The organism is Mitsuaria sp. BK037 (assembly GCF_014193045.1).
Lineage (GTDB): Bacteria > Pseudomonadota > Gammaproteobacteria > Burkholderiales > Burkholderiaceae_C > Roseateles.
Genome location: NZ_JACHYS010000001.1, coordinates 1327738 through 1342175 on the forward strand (window position 1 = coordinate 1327738; position 14438 = coordinate 1342175).

Sequence of the window (14438 nt, forward strand, 5' to 3'; positions counted from 1 at the left end):
ACGATCCGTCCACGAAGGGTCCATGCAGGCGTCCCAGACTGGGCGCCATGGCTTCCCCCTCACTCCCTCCACTGACCATCGTCCATGTCGTCTTCTCGTCCCGCCTGGCCGGCGCGGAACGGCATGCGCTCGACCTCGCCGCCGCGCAGGCCGCGGCCGGCCACCGCGTCCACGTGGTCACCCGCGGCAGCACGGCGCTGTGCCGCGCCATGCCGGCGGGCGTCGACCACCATGTGCTGGCGCTGCCGCTGTGGCGCGGCACCCGCCTGGATGCGCTGCTGCGCCGGCTGGGCGCGGACCTCTGCCACGGCCACCTCGGCCCCGCCTGCAAGACCGTCGCCCGCTGCGAGGCGGCGCTGCGCTTCGGCACGCTGCACGTCGGCTACAAGGCCCATCACCACGAGCGACTCGACGGCCTGATCTGCGTCAACCAGGCGCAGTGGGACTCGCTCGGCGACTACCTCGGTGCGGCGCGGGTGATCTACAACTGGCCGCCGCGATCGGATCAGCGCAAGGCCTCGCGCGAAGCGCCGCGACGGCCGGGCCTGCGCGAGCAGCTCAAGCTGGCCGACGACCAGGTGCTCGTCGGCACCGTCGCCCGGCTGCATCGCAGCAAGGGGGTCGATCTGCTGATCCGTGCGTTCTCGCGGCATGCGCCGGGCCACGCGGTGCTGGCCATCCTCGGCGAGGGCCGGGAGGCGAGGGCGCTGAAGCGGCTGGCCGCGGGTCATCCGGGCATCCACTTCCTCGGCTTCCGCGACGACGTCGACGCGGTGCTGGAGGACATGGACCTGTTCGTCTCCCCCTCGCGCGAGGAGGCCCTGCCGCTGGCGGTGCTGGAGGCGATGCGCGCCGGGCTGCCCATCGTGGCCACGCGCACGAACGGGCTGCAGCAGCTGTTGTCGGACGCGCCGGCGACGCTCGTGCCGCTGGAGGACGTCACCGCGCTGGGCACGGCTCTGCAGGCGAGCATCCGCGGCCTGCGCCTGCCGGGGCATGGCCGGGTGCGGTCACGCGTCGCTTATGACCTGTCGCCCTATGACCGCGACCTGGCGGTCGCCCGGATCGAGGCCTTCTATCGCTCGCTGATGCCGACGTCGACGTCGACGCTTGGCGGTTCCTACGCCTGAGTCCCGGCCGGCGTGTCCGGCCAGGTCAGCTCGATCGCCGTCCCGCCCAGCGGCGACGGCACGCACACCGCGTGGCCGCGATGCGCGCGCGCGATCGCGCCGACCACCGCCAATCCCAATCCGGTGCCGCCACTGTCGCGCGAGCGCGAGCTCTCCGCGCGCCAGAACGCCTCGAAGACGCGCTGCGCGACGGCCGCGGGCACTCCCGGTCCCTCGTCCTCGACGCGCAGCACGCAGACACCGCGGCTCACGCCCGCATGCACGCGCACGACGCCCGGCACCGCGTACTTGCGGGCGTTCTCGAGCAGGGCCAGCAGCACCTGGCGCAGGCGCACCGGGTCGACGTGGGCGCGGCCCGGCGGCAGGTCGAGGACGACGCGCTGGCCCGCCGCCGCCATCGCGTGCTCGTACACGTCGACAACCTTCCGCACTTCCTCGGCGAGGTCGGTCTCGACGATCTGCAGGTGCAGGTGGCCGCTCTCGGACAGGCCCAGCGTGCGCAGGTCGTCGATCAGCCGGGACAGGCCCTCCACCTGCGACAGCAGCTTGCGGAACTGCGCCTCGGACGGCTCGAAGACACCGTCCGCCAGCCCCTGCAGGCGGCCGCGCAGGATGGTCACCGGCGTGCGCAGCTCATGCGCGATCGCGGCGTTCCACTGCGCCTTTTCCTGGGTGACGCGCTCGAGCTGGTCGGCCATCGAGTTGAAATCCTCGACCAGCCGCGAGGCCTCGCCCAGCGACAGGTCGCCACCGACGGCACGGGCGCTGAGGTCGCCGGCGGCGACCTGCTGGATGCAGTCGGCCACCGAGTTCAGCGGCACCAGGATGCGCCGCGCCAGCCGCGAAGCGACCCAGGCCGCGCCCGCCATCGCCGCGATCGTGGTGAGCACCATCCAGACGATCTCGGGCGGCGTCAACGCCATGGAGTCGGTCTCCATGATCTCGGGCTGCACCCGCGACAGCACGTAATAGAAGGCGAAGGAGGTGCTGATCACCAGCACCGTCAGCCAGAACGCGACCATCGTCATCGACAGCACGATCTGCCGGCTCAGCCCGCCGGCAGGGAGCTCCGACCGCCGGCGCGCCGGCGCGGGATTCATTCGACCTCCCGGAAGCGGTAGCCGATGCCCCGCACGCTGGCCGGCACGCCCTCGACGCCCAGGTCCTCGAGCTTGCGGCGCAGCTTGCTGACGTGGCTGTCCACGGTGCGCTCGAGCGCGTCGCCCTCGGGCAGGCAGGCCTGGAGCAGCTCGGCGCGGCTGTAGGCGCGCCGTGGATGGCGCGCCATCTCGGCCAGCAGCCGGAACTCCGTCAGCGTCAGCGACAGCCGCTGCGGCAGGCCGCCGACCTCGGCGGTCGCGACATGGTTCTCCAGGTCGATCTCGAACGGCGCCACGCGCAGCACCGGCGCGGGCGGGCGGCTGGGCCGGCCCGCGCGGCGCAGCACCGCCTGCACGCGCGCCACCACCTCGGCCGGGTTGAAGGGCTTGACGACGTAGTCGTCGGCGCCGATGCGCAGCCCGGTCAGCTTGTCGACGTCCTGGTCCAGCGCGGTCAGCAGGATCACCGGCGTGTCGCCGCGCTGGCGGATCGCGGCCAGCACCTGCCAGCCGTCCAGCAGCGGCATCTGCACGTCCAGCAGCACCAGGTCGGGCTTGAGCGCGAGGTGATGCTCCAGCGCGCGCCGGCCATCGGTGGCGCGCGCGGTGCGCAGGCCCTCGCGCTCCAGGTAGGCCTGGAGGATGTCGGCGATCTCGGGCTCGTCCTCGACGATCAGCACGAGGGAACTGGTGAAGGCATCCGTCATGGGCGCGGATTCTCCTCCGGCGATCGCCGCTCCATCGAATCTCCACAGTTCCTCAGCCCGGCCTCCATCGACGCTGTCCAGACTCCGGCCCCTTGGCGACGGCGATCGCCGCTGTCCCTGAAGTCTGAAAGCGACGTGAACATGAAGAATCGAACGCCCTGGGTCCGGCGCGGCGCGGGCGCCCTGGCCGCGAGCCTGCTGGCCGCGTGCGGGATGGAGGCCGGCGAGATGCCGCCGGCGCCGCCGCCCGCCGTGACGGTGACCACGCTGAAGCCCGAGGCGCTGACCGTCTCGGAGGATTTCCCCGGCCGCGTCGCCGCGCTGCGCGTGGCCGAGATCCGGCCGCAGGTCAGCGGCATCGTGCAGCGCCGGCTGTTCCAGGAGGGCGCCGAGGTGCGCGCCGGGCAGCCGCTGTTCGCGATCAATGCCGCGCCGTTCCAGGCCGAGGCCGCCATCGCGGCCGCCGCGCTCCAGCGGGCCGAGGCCGCGCTCTCGCGGGCCCAGCAGCAGCACGATCGGCTGGCGCCGCTGGCCCGTGCCGAGGCCGTCAGCCGCCAGGCCTTCGACGACGCCACCACCGAGCGCGACCTCGCCGCCGCCGACGTGGCGCAGGCCCGCGCCACGCATCGGCGCCGGCAGCTCGACCTGGCGTTCGCCACCGTCGAGGCGCCGATCGCCGGCCGCATCGACCAGGCCCTGCAGACCGAGGGTGCGCTGGTCGCCGCGACCGACGCCACGCCGCTGGCGCGCATCGTCCAGATCGACCAGGTCTATGTCGACGTGCGCCAGCCCGCGGCCGCGCTGGCGCCGCTGAGGCGCCGGCTCGAGATCGCCGGCAAGGGCCGGGCCGAAGAAGGGGCGGGTGCCGGCGTGCCCGTCACCGTCCTGGGCGCCGACGGCGCGCCGCTCGACCTGAAGGCGCGCGTGCTGTTCTCGGGCATGTCCGTGGACGCGGGCACGGGCGACGTGCTGATGCGCGTGCTGGTCGACAACCCCCGCCGCGAGCTGCTGCCCGGCATGTTCGTGCGAGCCCGCCTCTCGAGCATCGCCTACGAGCAGGCGCTGCGCGTGCCGCAGCAGGCGGTGCAGCGCGGCGCCATGGGCACGCAGGTCTGGGTGCTGTCGGGCACGGGCGAGGCCCGCCGCGTCACGGTGCAGCTGGGCGAGCTGGTCGACCGCCACTACCGCGTCAGCGCCGGCCTGCGCGCCGGCGACCGCGTCGTGGTCACCGGCATGGACCGGCTGGTCGAAGGCGTGAGGACCCAGGTGGTCGCGAGCGAGGCCGCATCGCCGCTAGCCGCCGCCTCCACCGCGACCGTGCGCTGAGGAGCGACCCCATGCCTCAGTTCTTCATCCAGCGGCCCGTCTTCGCCTGGGTCATCGCGCTGTTCATCGTGCTGTTCGGGTTGATCGCGCTGCCGCAGCTGCCGATCGCCCGCTATCCCTCGGTGGCGCCGCCGTCGGTGACCATCTCCGCCACCTCTCCCGGCGCGACGCCACAGTCGATGAACGACGGCGTCGTGAGCCTCATCGAGCATGAGCTGTCCGGCGTGAAGGGGCTGCTCTACTTCGAGTCCACCGCCGACACCTCCGGCCAAGCCAGCATCACCGCGACCTTCAAGCCGGGCACCGATCCGGCGATGGCGCAGGTCGACGTGCAGAACCGCATCAAGGCCGTGGAAGCCCGGCTGCCGCAGGCGGTGCGCCAGAACGGCCTGGTCGTCGAGTCCGCCTCGTCCTCCTTCCTGATGATCATCGGCCTGCGGGCCGACGACGGCGGCGTCGACGAGACCGCGCTGAGCGACTACCTCGCGCGCAACACCGTCGAGGAACTGCGCCGCATCGACGGCGTCGGCCGGGTGCAGCTGTTCGGGGCGGAGCAGGCGATGCGGGTCTGGGTCGACCCGGTCAAGCTGATCGGCTACGGGCTGAGCATGTCGGACGTCAGTGGCGCCATCGCGCGCCAGAACGTGCAGATCTCGCCGGGACGGCTGGGCGACTCGCCCGCCACCGCGGGCCAGCGGGTGACGGTGCCGCTGACGGTGGAAGGCCAGCTCGGCTCGCCCGAGGAGTTCGCGGCCATCGTGCTGCGCGCCAATGCCGATGGCTCGCGGCTGCTGCTGCGCGACGTCGCCCGGGTCGAACTGGGCGCGCAGTCCTACGGCTTCGTCATCAGCGAGAACGGCAAGGCGGCGTCCGCGCTCGCGGTGCAACTGGCGCCGGGCGGCAACGCGGTCAAGACCGCGCAGGCGGTGCTGGACCGGATCGAGCAGCTCAAGCCGGCGCTGCCCAAGGGGCTGAGCTACTCGGTGCCCTTCGAGACGGCGCCTTTCGTGAAGCTCTCGATCGAGCAGGTCGTGCACACGCTGCTCGAGGCGATGGTGCTGGTCTTCCTCGTGATGTACCTGTTCCTGCAGAACCTGCGCTACACGCTGATCCCGGCGATCGTCGCGCCGATCGCGCTGCTGGGCACGCTGGCGGTGATGCTGGTGGCCGGCTTCTCGGTCAACGTGCTGACCATGTTCGGCATGGTGCTGGCGATCGGCATCATCGTGGACGACGCGATCGTGGTCGTCGAGAACGTCGAGCGGCTGATGGCGGAGGAGGGCCTGGGACCGCGCGAGGCGACGGTCAAGGCGATGAAGGAGATCACCGGCGCGGTCGTCGGCATCACGCTGGTGCTGACCGCGGTGTTTCTGCCGATGGCCTTCTCCAGCGGGTCGGTCGGCGTGATCTACCAGCAGTTCGCGCTGTCGATGGCGGTGTCCATCCTGTTCTCGGCCTTCCTCGCGCTGAGCCTGACGCCCGCGCTGTGCGCCACGCTGCTCAAGCCCGTCCCGGCCGGCCACCAGGAGAAGCGCGGCTTCTTCGGCTGGTTCAACCGGCGCTTCGACCGGCTCACGCGCCGCTACGAGTCCGGCGTGCTGCGGCTGGTCGCGCGCAGCGGGCGGATGATGCTGGTCTTCCTGGCGCTGTCGGGCGCGCTGGTCGCGGCGCTGCGCGTGCTGCCGTCCTCGTTCCTGCCGGAGGAGGACCAGGGCTACTTCATGACGATGTTCCAGCTGCCCTCGGACGCGACGACCGAGCGCACGATGGACTCGATCCGCGCCTACGAGCGCCACCTGGCCACGCGCCCCGGCGTCGACAGCAACATGGCGGTGCTGGGCTTCGGCTTCTCGGGCTCCGGCCCGAACGCGGCGATGGCCTTCACCAACATGAAGCCCTGGGACCGCCGCGACGGCGCCACCACGGCCGACGAGGCCCGGCGCGCCCAGGAGGCGCTGGCCGGCACCGAGGGCATGGTGATGAGCCTGATGCCGCCGGCCATCGAGGAGCTGGGGAATTCCTACGGCTTCACGATGCGGCTGGTCGACCAGGGCCACCAGGGCGCCGCGGCGCTGCAGGCGGCGCAGGCCAGGCTGCTGGAGCTGGCGGCGCAGAGCAGCGCGGTGACCGGCGTGTATCCGGAAGGCCTGCCGCCGGGCACCGGCGTGCGGCTGGAGATCGACCGCCAGAAGGCGCAGGCGCTGGGCGTCGAGTTCAACGACATCAGCGACACCGTGTCCACGGCGATGGGCTCGCTCTACGTCAACGACTTCCCGAACCGGGGCCGGATGCAGCAGGTGATCGTGCAGGCCGACGCGCCGGCCCGCATGCAGCTGGACGACGTGCTCAAGCTCACCGTGCGCAATGGCGCCGGCGGCCTGGTGCAGCTGTCGGAGCTGGTCCGGCCGATCTGGAGCGAGACGCCGCTGCAGCTGGCGCGGTACCAGGGCTACCTGGCCGCGCGCCTCTCGGGCAGCGCCAACTACCCGACCTCCAGCGGCGAGGCGATGGCCGAGATGGAACGGCTGGCGGCGCAGCTGCCGCCGGGCTTCACCGTCGCATGGACCGGCCAGTCGCTGCAGGAGCGCGAGTCCGCGGCGCAGGCGCCGATGCTGCTGGCGCTGTCGATGCTGGTCGTCTTCCTGGTGCTGGCGGCGCTCTACGAGAGCTGGTCCATCCCGCTGTCGGTGATGCTGGTCGTTCCGCTGGGCCTGATCGGCGCGGTCGCGGCGGTGCTGCTGCGCGGCCTGCCCAACGATGTCTTCTTCAAGGTCGGGATGATCACGGTGATCGGGCTGTCGGCGAAGAACGCGATCCTGATCGTCGAATTCGCCAAGCAGCTGCGGGAGGAGGGCCGTGGCCTGGTCGACGCGGTGGTGACCGCCGCGCGGATGCGCCTGCGGCCGATCCTGATGACCTCGCTGGCCTTCGTGCTGGGCGTGGTGCCGCTGATGCTGGCTTCCGGCGCGAGCGCCGAGACCCAGCGCGCCATCGGCACCGGCGTCTTCGGCGGCATGGTCAGCGCCACGGTCCTGGCGGTGGTGTTCGTGCCGGTCTTCTTCGTCTTCGTGATGGGCCTGCAGGAGCGCCTCGCCGCGTGGCGCGGGCGATCCGCGTCGACCCCGGCCGGCCCGCGCGCCGGCAGTGGCAGCGACGACGGCAACGACGACAACAACAACCGCCATTCCTCCCGCGAGCCCGCATGAAGATGATGTTCATCGCCCTCGCGGCGGCCGCGATGCTGACCGGCTGCGCGCTGACGCCGCCGCTGGAGCGCCCCGCCAGCCCGGTGCCCGCCGCCTATCCGCTGCGGGACGATCCGGTGAGCGACCGGACCGCCGCCGACCTCGGCTGGCGATCCATGTTCAACGACCCGGCGCTGCAGCGGCTGATCGAGCTGGCGCTGACCCACAACCGCGACCTGCGTCTGGCCGCGCTCAACGTCGAGATGGTGCGCGCGCAGTACGACGTCCAGAAGGCGGCCGAGCTGCCGCACCTGGATGCCGGCCTCTCGATGACGCGCGAACGCGTCAACGCCGGCGGCCAGCGCGCGACGCAGACCCAGGCGGGCGCGAGCGTCGGCGTCACCGCGTTTGAGCTCGACCTGTTCGGGCGGGTCCGCGCGTCCTCGGACGCGGCGCTGGCGCGCTACCTGGCCTCCGCGCAGGGACGCGACGCGGCGCGCATCGCGCTGGTCGGCGCGGTGGCCGAGGCCTACTTCGCCGAGCGGCTCGCGCAGGCGCAGCTGACGCTGGCCACGCGCACCGTCGAGGACTGGCGCGGCTCGCTGGCGCTGGTCCGCCAGCTCCGGGCCGCGAACCAGACGGGCGCGCTCGAGCTCGCCCAGGCCGAGGCGCAGGTGGCCGCCTCGGAGGCCGACCGCGAGGCGCGCCAGCGCGAGGCCGAGCGTCGTGGCCATGCGCTCGCCCAGCTGGTCGGCCAGCCGCTGCCGGCGGACCTGCCCGAGGGCGCGTCGCTGATGGAGGCGGCCGTGATCACGCAGTTGCCCGCAGGCCTGCCGTCGCAGCTGCTGGCACGGCGCCCGGACCTGCGCCAGGCGGAGCTCGCCCTGGTGGCGGCAAACGCCGAGATCGGCGTGGCGCGCGCGGCGCTGCTCCCGCGGATCTCGCTCACGGCGTCGGTGGGGACGGCCAGTCCGGGGCTGAAGGACCTGTTCAGGGGCGGCTCGGGCGTCTGGTCCTTCGCGCCGCAGATCACGCAGCCGCTGTTCCATGCCGGCCAGTTGCGGACGGAGCTGCGGCTGGCCGAGCTGCGCAAGTCCGCCGCGGTGCTGGAGTACGAACGCGCCATCGAGGCGGCCTTCCGCGAGGTGGCCGACGGCCTGTCCGGCCGGGAGCGCTACGCGCGCCAGGCCGAGGCGCAGCAGCGTGTCGTGCAGGCGGCGGACCGCCGGGCGGCGCTCGCGGAGCTGCGCTACCGGGCCGGCGTCGACAGCCGCCTGGAAGTGCTGGACGCGCAGCGGCAGCTGTACGCCGCCCGGCAGGCGGCGCTGGACCTGCGCGGGGAGGAGATCGGCAATGCGATCGCGCTCTACAAGGCGCTGGGCGGCGGGTTGAGCGAGAACGACCGCGTCCTGCTGGAAGCACGATCGCGTCAATAACTGAAGCGATCGTCGTCAGGATTGGGGTGTTTAGCGAACCGTCCTAAACAGTTGGGAAACTCGTGCGACTTCGTTGACCCTTGAAACGGGCTTTCCAAGAATCGCCCCCAACCCATGAGCAGCATCACCATCCGCGATATCGCCAAGGCCGCCGGCCTGTCCATCGGCACCGTCTCGCGCGGCCTGCGCAACCAGTCCGGCCTGTCGGAGCAGACCCGCCAGATCGTGCGCGAGACCGCCATGCGTCTCGGCTACGACGTCAACCACCTGCGCAAGAAGAAGATCCGCCGGATCGGCTTCCTGCTGCACAGCCAGCACAACACGCTGGCGTCCAGCCCCTTCTTCTCGGCGGTGCTCCACGGCGCCGAGCAGGCCTGCAAGAGAGAAGGCCTGTCGCTCTCCTTCCTCGTGGCCGGGCCGGAGCAGCCGGTGATCGACCAGGTGCGCGTCCACCCGCTCGACGCCTACCTGTGCGTCGGCTACTTCGAGCCCGAGGTGCTGGACGCGCTCAAGCGCAGCGGCAAGCCGATGGTGCTGGTGGACATGCATCGCCGCGGCATGACCTCGGTCAACCCGGACCATCAGCACGGCAGCTTCCTGGCCACCAGCCACCTGCTGCGCAGTGGGCGGCGGACGATCGCGCTGATCTCGGGCTCGCCGGCGCATTACAGCCTGGAGCAGCGCGCCCGCGGCTACCGGCGGGCGCTGTTCGAGGCCAAGGTCCAGGCCGACCCGGACCTGGAGATCATCGCGCCGCAGCTGGGCGACGGGGAGGCTGGCATCACCGCGGCCATGCGCAGCCTGCTCGACCGCCGCCGCCGGCCCGACGCGGTGGTCTGCTTCAACGACAGCGCCGCCCTGGTGGCCCTGCGGCAGTGCCTGAACGCCGGACTGCGCATCCCCGAGGACATCGCCGTCATCGGCTTCGACGACATCGGCGGCGCCGCCGTCAGCCATCCGCCGCTGAGCACCGTGCGCGTGGACAAGACGGCGCTGGGCGTCAAGGGCGTCGAGCTGCTGCTGGAGCTGCCGACGCCGGAGGCGCTGACCGTGACCCTGCCGGTCGAGCTGGTGGTGCGCGACAGCACCAGCTGCATCGACTGACGGCGCCTGCCCATCCTTCCGATCCACCCCCAGACCACAAAAGGAGACAAACGATGAAGACCATTCACCTGACCCGACGCGCCGTGCTCGCCACCGCGGCGATCGCGACCCTGGGCGCGCTGGCCGGCCCGGCGCGCGCCGGCGACCTGGAAGTGCTGCACTGGTGGACCAGCGGCGGCGAGGCCAAGGCCATCTCCGGCCTGAAGGACTCGCTGCAGGCCAAGGGCCACCACTGGAAGGACTTCGCGGTGGCCGGCGGCGCCGGCGACGCGGCGATGACGGTGCTGAAGTCGCGCGCCATCTCCGGCAACGCGCCGACCGCCGCGCAGATCAAGGGCCCGCTGCTGCAGGACTGGGCCGCCGAAGGCATGCTGGCCAACATCGACAGCGTCGCCAAGGCCGAGCGCTGGGACGAGCTGCTGCTGCCGGTCATCAGCGACATCGTGAAGTACAAGGGCCACTACATCGCCGTGCCGGTCAACGTGCACCGCGTCAACTGGCTCTGGATCAATCCCGAGGTGATGAAGAAGGCCGGCGTCAAGCCGCCGACGAGCTGGGACGAGTTCTTCACCGCGGCCGACGCGCTGAAGAAGGCCGGGGTGATCCCGCTGGCCCACGGCGGGCAGTCCTGGCAGGACTTCACCACCTTCGAGACGGTGGTGCTGGGCACCGGCGGCCCTGCCTTCTATCGCAAGGCGCTGATCCAGCTCGACCCGGCCAGCCTGAAGAGTCCGACGATGGAGAAGTCGCTCGCGACCTTCCGCCGCCTGAAGGCCTACACCGACCGCAATGCGCCGGGCCGCGACTGGAACCTGGCCACGGCCATGGTCATGAAGGGCGAGGCCGCGATGCAGATCATGGGCGACTGGGCCAAGGGCGAGTTCCTGGCCGCCGGCAAGACCGCGGGCAAGGACTTCCTGTGCGTGCCCGCGCCGGGCACCGCGAAGTCCTACACCTTCAACGTCGACTCCTTCGCGATGTTCAAGGTCAAGGGCGGGGCCAACCAGCAGGCGCAGCGCGACATGGCCTCGGCCATCCTGTCGCCGGCGGTGCAGGAGTCCTTCAACCTGGAGAAGGGCTCGATCCCGGTGCGCCAGGGCGTGAGCCTGGCGCGCTACGACGACTGCGCCAAGGCCTCGGCCGCCGACTTCGCGGAGGCGGGCAAGGCCGGCACGCTGCTGCCGTCGATCGCGCATGGCATGGCGGTCCGCGCCGCCGTCGAGGGCGCGCTCAAGGACGTGGTCAGCCAGTTCTGGAACAGCGACGCGATCACGCCGGCCCAGGCGATGGATCGGCTGGTGGCGGCGGCAAAGACGCAGTAATCGTCGCAGTGACCGGCGCAGTGACCGGCGCAGTGATCGGCGCATGCCGCGAGCGCGGCGCGGGTTTCGATCAACGCATCGAGGCCGGCGTCAGGCGCCGGCGACCAGTGCGGTGTGGACCTGGTCGCCGGCGATCACGGCGGTGAGTTCGAAGCCGTCGAAGCGCGCCGCCAGCGACCCGCCAGGGACCGGCCGCAGCCGCAGCGCGCCGCGGCCGGCGTCGAGCGCCACCAGCTCGACCTCGTCGAACTCGACGAAGCGCCGCACCACCGGGTGGATGGCCTTGTAGACGCTCTCCTTCGCGGAGAAGAGCAGGGTGGCCAGCAGCGGGTCCGGTGCCCGCGGGAACCAGCGCCGGCGTTCCTCGGCGGTACAGCACAGCTCGACGATGCTGCGCACGGCGTCGGCATCGGCGAGCAATTCGCTGTCGATGCCGACCATCGACCATGCCGGGCGCAGCCCGACGCAGGCCCAAGCGCCGCCGCGCGTGTGGGAGATCGACCCCACCAGATCGGCCGGCCAGAGCGGCGCACCGGACTCGCCGATGCCGATGCCGATGCCGATGCCGACGCGACGCCCGCTCGCGGCGGCCATCGCCGCCTCCGCGCACAGCCGGCCGCCGAGGTGCCCGAGCTGCCGTGAGGCGCTCGCCCGCTCCAACGCGGGCGGTACCAGCGCCGGTACCAGGTCTTGCGCGAGCGCCTGCAGCCGCTCGAGATCCATCCCCCGCCCGACGATGCCAGCGGGCAGCGCATGCGGCGCGGGCGCCAGGCAGGCCTCGATGGCCGCCAGGCGATGCGGCGCCAGCCGCGCGAGCCGTTCCCAGCACGAGGGCGGCGGCGACGGAAACGGCTCGACGCGATCTGTTGCCGGATGAAGCGCTTGTGTCATGTCCCTCTTTTATCGGCGGGAAAGGGAAAGATCGGCTCGGATGACGGTAGAGTCCGGCCTTGTTGAGAATTATTATCATCTAGGTGACCTCGAAGTCACAGGGAGCCGTCCTGTCATGACCACCCCGTGCGTGGAGCCCTCGCTGGCTCACGTCTTCATCGAGAACCGGCCGCGCCTGCGGCGCATCGCGCAGGGCATCGTCCGCACGCCCGAGCAGGCGGACGACGTGCTGCAGGACGCCTACCTGAAGCTGATCCACGGCGAGTCGCCGCGGCAGGCCGACCGGCCGCTGTGCTACTGCAGCCGGGTGGTGCGCAACCTGGCCCTGGACTACTGCCGCAAGCACAGCGTCGAGGCGAACTACCGCTGCTTCGACGTGGAGGCCGATGAGTTGGACATCCCCGACACCGCGTCACCCGAGCAACAGATGCGCGACAAGCAGGTGATCTGCTCGATCGACCGGGCGCTGGCCGGCGTGCCGGCGCAGACGCGGCAGGCCTTCGAGCTCTACCGCCTCGAGGGCCTGACGCAGCGCGAGATCGCCAAGCGCATGGGCTGCGCGCTGGGCCTGGTGAACGCCTGGATCGCCGACGCCGCGCGCGCGATCGCGGGCTGCCGGCACCTGCTGGCCGACGACTGACGCGCATCGCGCGCCCGTCGCTCGCCGCAAGCGCGCCCGGCGCGCGCCGCGATGCGTCCCTGGAGTAAGCTCCCGCGCCTGGGGCCGACCGGCCCCGGGTCTTTCACTCCGGGTCACGCCGCCGCCAACCCACCATGACACAAGAGCAGGACGATCCCGTCTGGCAAGCCGCCTGGACGTGGGTGCAACGCGAATTCGACCGCGCGCGCTTCGACGCCGCCGCCCGGCTCGAACTCGAACGCTGGCTGGCCGAGGATCCCGCGCATCGCCGCGCCCATCGGCAGGCGGCGCGGCTCTGGGACCTCGCGGGGCAGGTGCCCGCGCGCGCCTCGCGCGGCGACGGCACCGCCACGACCGCGCCGCCCGAGCCCTGCGACTGACCCGGGAGGGTCGGCGCGGGCGCCATGAACATCTCCCGCGCTGAAACGTCTTCACAGGACAAGCCGCCATCTCCGGATCGACCGGAGGGCGCCGGCATCACCCATCCTGCAAGAGGCGTTTCCATGTCCACCAGCTGCTTCGATCGCGAAGACGACACCTTCATCGTTCTCGTCAACCACGAAGACCAGTACTCCATCTGGCCGCATTGGAAGGCGGTCCCCGGCGGCTGGTCCGTGGTGCCGGACGTGCGCGGCGACAAGAAGACGGTGCTGGCCTTCGTGGATCGCACCTGGACCGACATGCGTCCGAAGTCGCTGCGCGAGTGGATGGCGCGCCAGGAGTCGGGCAGCGCCGCCGCGGCGGAGTGATCGATGTCCGAGACGGCCGTCCAACTACTGTGCCTGCCCTGCGCGGGCGCCAGCGCCACGATGTACCTGCGCTGGCGGCGCCTGCTGCCGCGATGGATCGCGATCACGCCGGTGGAGTTGCCGGGCCGGGGCGGCCGGTTGGGCGAGCGCTTCGTCGAGGACTTCGACGCGCTGGCCGACCAGCTGTGCGAGGAACTCGCGCCGCGCCTGGCGCCGGCCACGCCGTTCGCGCTCTTCGGCCACAGCATGGGCGCGCTGCTCGCGCATGGCCTGGCGCAGCGCCTGCGCGAGCGCGGCGTGCGCCTGCCGCTGGCGCTGATCGCTTCCGGCAGCGCGGCGCCGTCGCGGCGCGATACGGCGCGTCTGGAGCGCGTGATCGGCGATGAGGCCGCGCTGGTGGCCGACCTGCGCCGCCAGGGCGGCACGCCGGAAGAGGTCTTCGCGAACGCGGAACTGCTGCGGCTGACCCTGGACGTGCTGGGCGCCGATTACCGCGTGTGCGCGAGCTACCGGCACGAGGCGCGCGCGCCCTTGCCGGTGCCGCTGCACGTGCTGGCCGGTCGCCAGGACGAGATCGCGCCGGAGCGGCTGGCCGCCTGGTCGGCCGAGTCCACGCTGCCGATGACCCTGGACTGGTTCGACGGCGGCCATTTCTTCGTGCGGCAGCAGGAGGGCGCGGTGCTGGCCGCGCTGGCCCGCCACCTGAGCGCCGCCGGCGCGCGCGCCGTCCCCGCGACCGACGCCTTCGCGTGAGCGCGCGGCCGTCCGGTTCAACCGGGTGAGCCGGGCGCCGCCGCTCCGACCTCCTCACAGAAAGAAGCGCGACATGACTGCCGCGATGCAGAGCC

13 protein-coding genes are annotated in these 14438 nt (G+C 72.0%); 10 read left to right on the forward strand and 3 right to left on the reverse strand.

Translation table 11 applies throughout. The annotated features are described in order from the left end of the window. The first annotated feature begins 47 nt into the window (after nt 1-47). Complete coding sequence (locus tag FHT37_RS05825; protein WP_183479418.1) at nt 48-1130, forward strand: glycosyltransferase family 4 protein; 1083 nt, start codon at nt 48-50, stop codon at nt 1128-1130. Here the strand turns inward: FHT37_RS05825 and FHT37_RS05830 are convergent. Next, nucleotides 1121-2230, reverse strand: coding sequence for an ATP-binding protein (locus tag FHT37_RS05830; RefSeq protein ID WP_183479419.1), 1110 nt, complete (start codon nt 2228-2230; stop codon nt 1121-1123). The two genes, FHT37_RS05825 and FHT37_RS05830, sit on opposite strands and share 10 nt — an antisense overlap. Then, nucleotides 2227-2937, reverse strand: coding sequence for a response regulator (locus tag FHT37_RS05835; protein WP_091724534.1), 711 nt, complete (start codon nt 2935-2937; stop codon nt 2227-2229). Before FHT37_RS05835 ends, FHT37_RS05830 begins: the two co-directional genes overlap by 4 nt. A 141-nt stretch (nt 2938-3078) precedes the next feature. Here FHT37_RS05835 and FHT37_RS05840 point away from each other — a divergent pair, with 141 nt between their 5' ends. From FHT37_RS05840 to FHT37_RS05860, 5 genes are all read left to right on the forward strand, one after another. Then, entirely contained in the window at nt 3079-4263 is a 1185-nt protein-coding gene (locus FHT37_RS05840; RefSeq protein WP_183479421.1) for an efflux RND transporter periplasmic adaptor subunit, read from the forward strand. 11 nt (nt 4264-4274) lie between these two features. After that, nucleotides 4275-7469 carry a multidrug efflux RND transporter permease subunit gene (locus tag FHT37_RS05845; protein ID WP_183479423.1) on the forward strand — a complete coding sequence of 1065 codons (3195 nt, stop codon included), beginning with the start codon at nt 4275-4277 and terminating at the stop codon, nt 7467-7469. Beyond that, on the forward strand, nt 7466-8884 hold the full coding sequence (locus FHT37_RS05850; protein WP_183479425.1) for an efflux transporter outer membrane subunit: 1419 nt from the start codon (nt 7466-7468) through the stop codon (nt 8882-8884). Before FHT37_RS05845 ends, FHT37_RS05850 begins: the two co-directional genes overlap by 4 nt. A gap of 114 nt (nt 8885-8998) precedes the next feature. Then, complete coding sequence (locus FHT37_RS05855; protein ID WP_091724538.1) at nt 8999-9988, forward strand: LacI family DNA-binding transcriptional regulator; 990 nt, start codon at nt 8999-9001, stop codon at nt 9986-9988. Between the two features lie 53 nt (nt 9989-10041). Further along, the gene (locus FHT37_RS05860; RefSeq protein ID WP_183479427.1) at nt 10042-11310 is read left to right on the forward strand and encodes an ABC transporter substrate-binding protein; all 1269 of its coding nucleotides are present in this window, start codon (nt 10042-10044) and stop codon (nt 11308-11310) included. Between the two features lie 90 nt (nt 11311-11400). Here FHT37_RS05860 and FHT37_RS05865 read toward each other — a convergent pair whose 3' ends face one another. After that, the gene (locus FHT37_RS05865; RefSeq protein WP_183479429.1) at nt 11401-12201 is read right to left on the reverse strand and encodes a 4'-phosphopantetheinyl transferase; all 801 of its coding nucleotides are present in this window, start codon (nt 12199-12201) and stop codon (nt 11401-11403) included. A gap of 115 nt (nt 12202-12316) precedes the next feature. On the opposite strand from FHT37_RS05865, the gene FHT37_RS05870 reads away from it, so the two are divergent. The 4 genes from FHT37_RS05870 to FHT37_RS05885 all read left to right on the forward strand — a co-directional run bounded on the left by FHT37_RS05870 (nt 12317) and on the right by FHT37_RS05885 (nt 14343). Beyond that, on the forward strand, nt 12317-12841 hold the full coding sequence (locus FHT37_RS05870; protein ID WP_183479431.1) for a sigma-70 family RNA polymerase sigma factor: 525 nt from the start codon (nt 12317-12319) through the stop codon (nt 12839-12841). Nucleotides 12842-12975: 134 nt separating this feature from the next. Further along, nucleotides 12976-13221 carry a DUF4880 domain-containing protein gene (locus tag FHT37_RS05875; protein WP_091724542.1) on the forward strand — a complete coding sequence of 82 codons (246 nt, stop codon included), beginning with the start codon at nt 12976-12978 and terminating at the stop codon, nt 13219-13221. 123 nt (nt 13222-13344) lie between these two features. Next, nucleotides 13345-13590: an MbtH family NRPS accessory protein gene (locus tag FHT37_RS05880; protein WP_091724543.1), complete on the forward strand. Its 246-nt coding sequence runs from the start codon at nt 13345-13347 to the stop codon at nt 13588-13590. A 3-nt stretch (nt 13591-13593) separates the two neighbouring features. Beyond that, the gene (locus FHT37_RS05885; RefSeq protein ID WP_183479433.1) at nt 13594-14343 is read left to right on the forward strand and encodes a thioesterase II family protein; all 750 of its coding nucleotides are present in this window, start codon (nt 13594-13596) and stop codon (nt 14341-14343) included. The last annotated feature ends 95 nt before the right edge of the window (nt 14344-14438 follow it).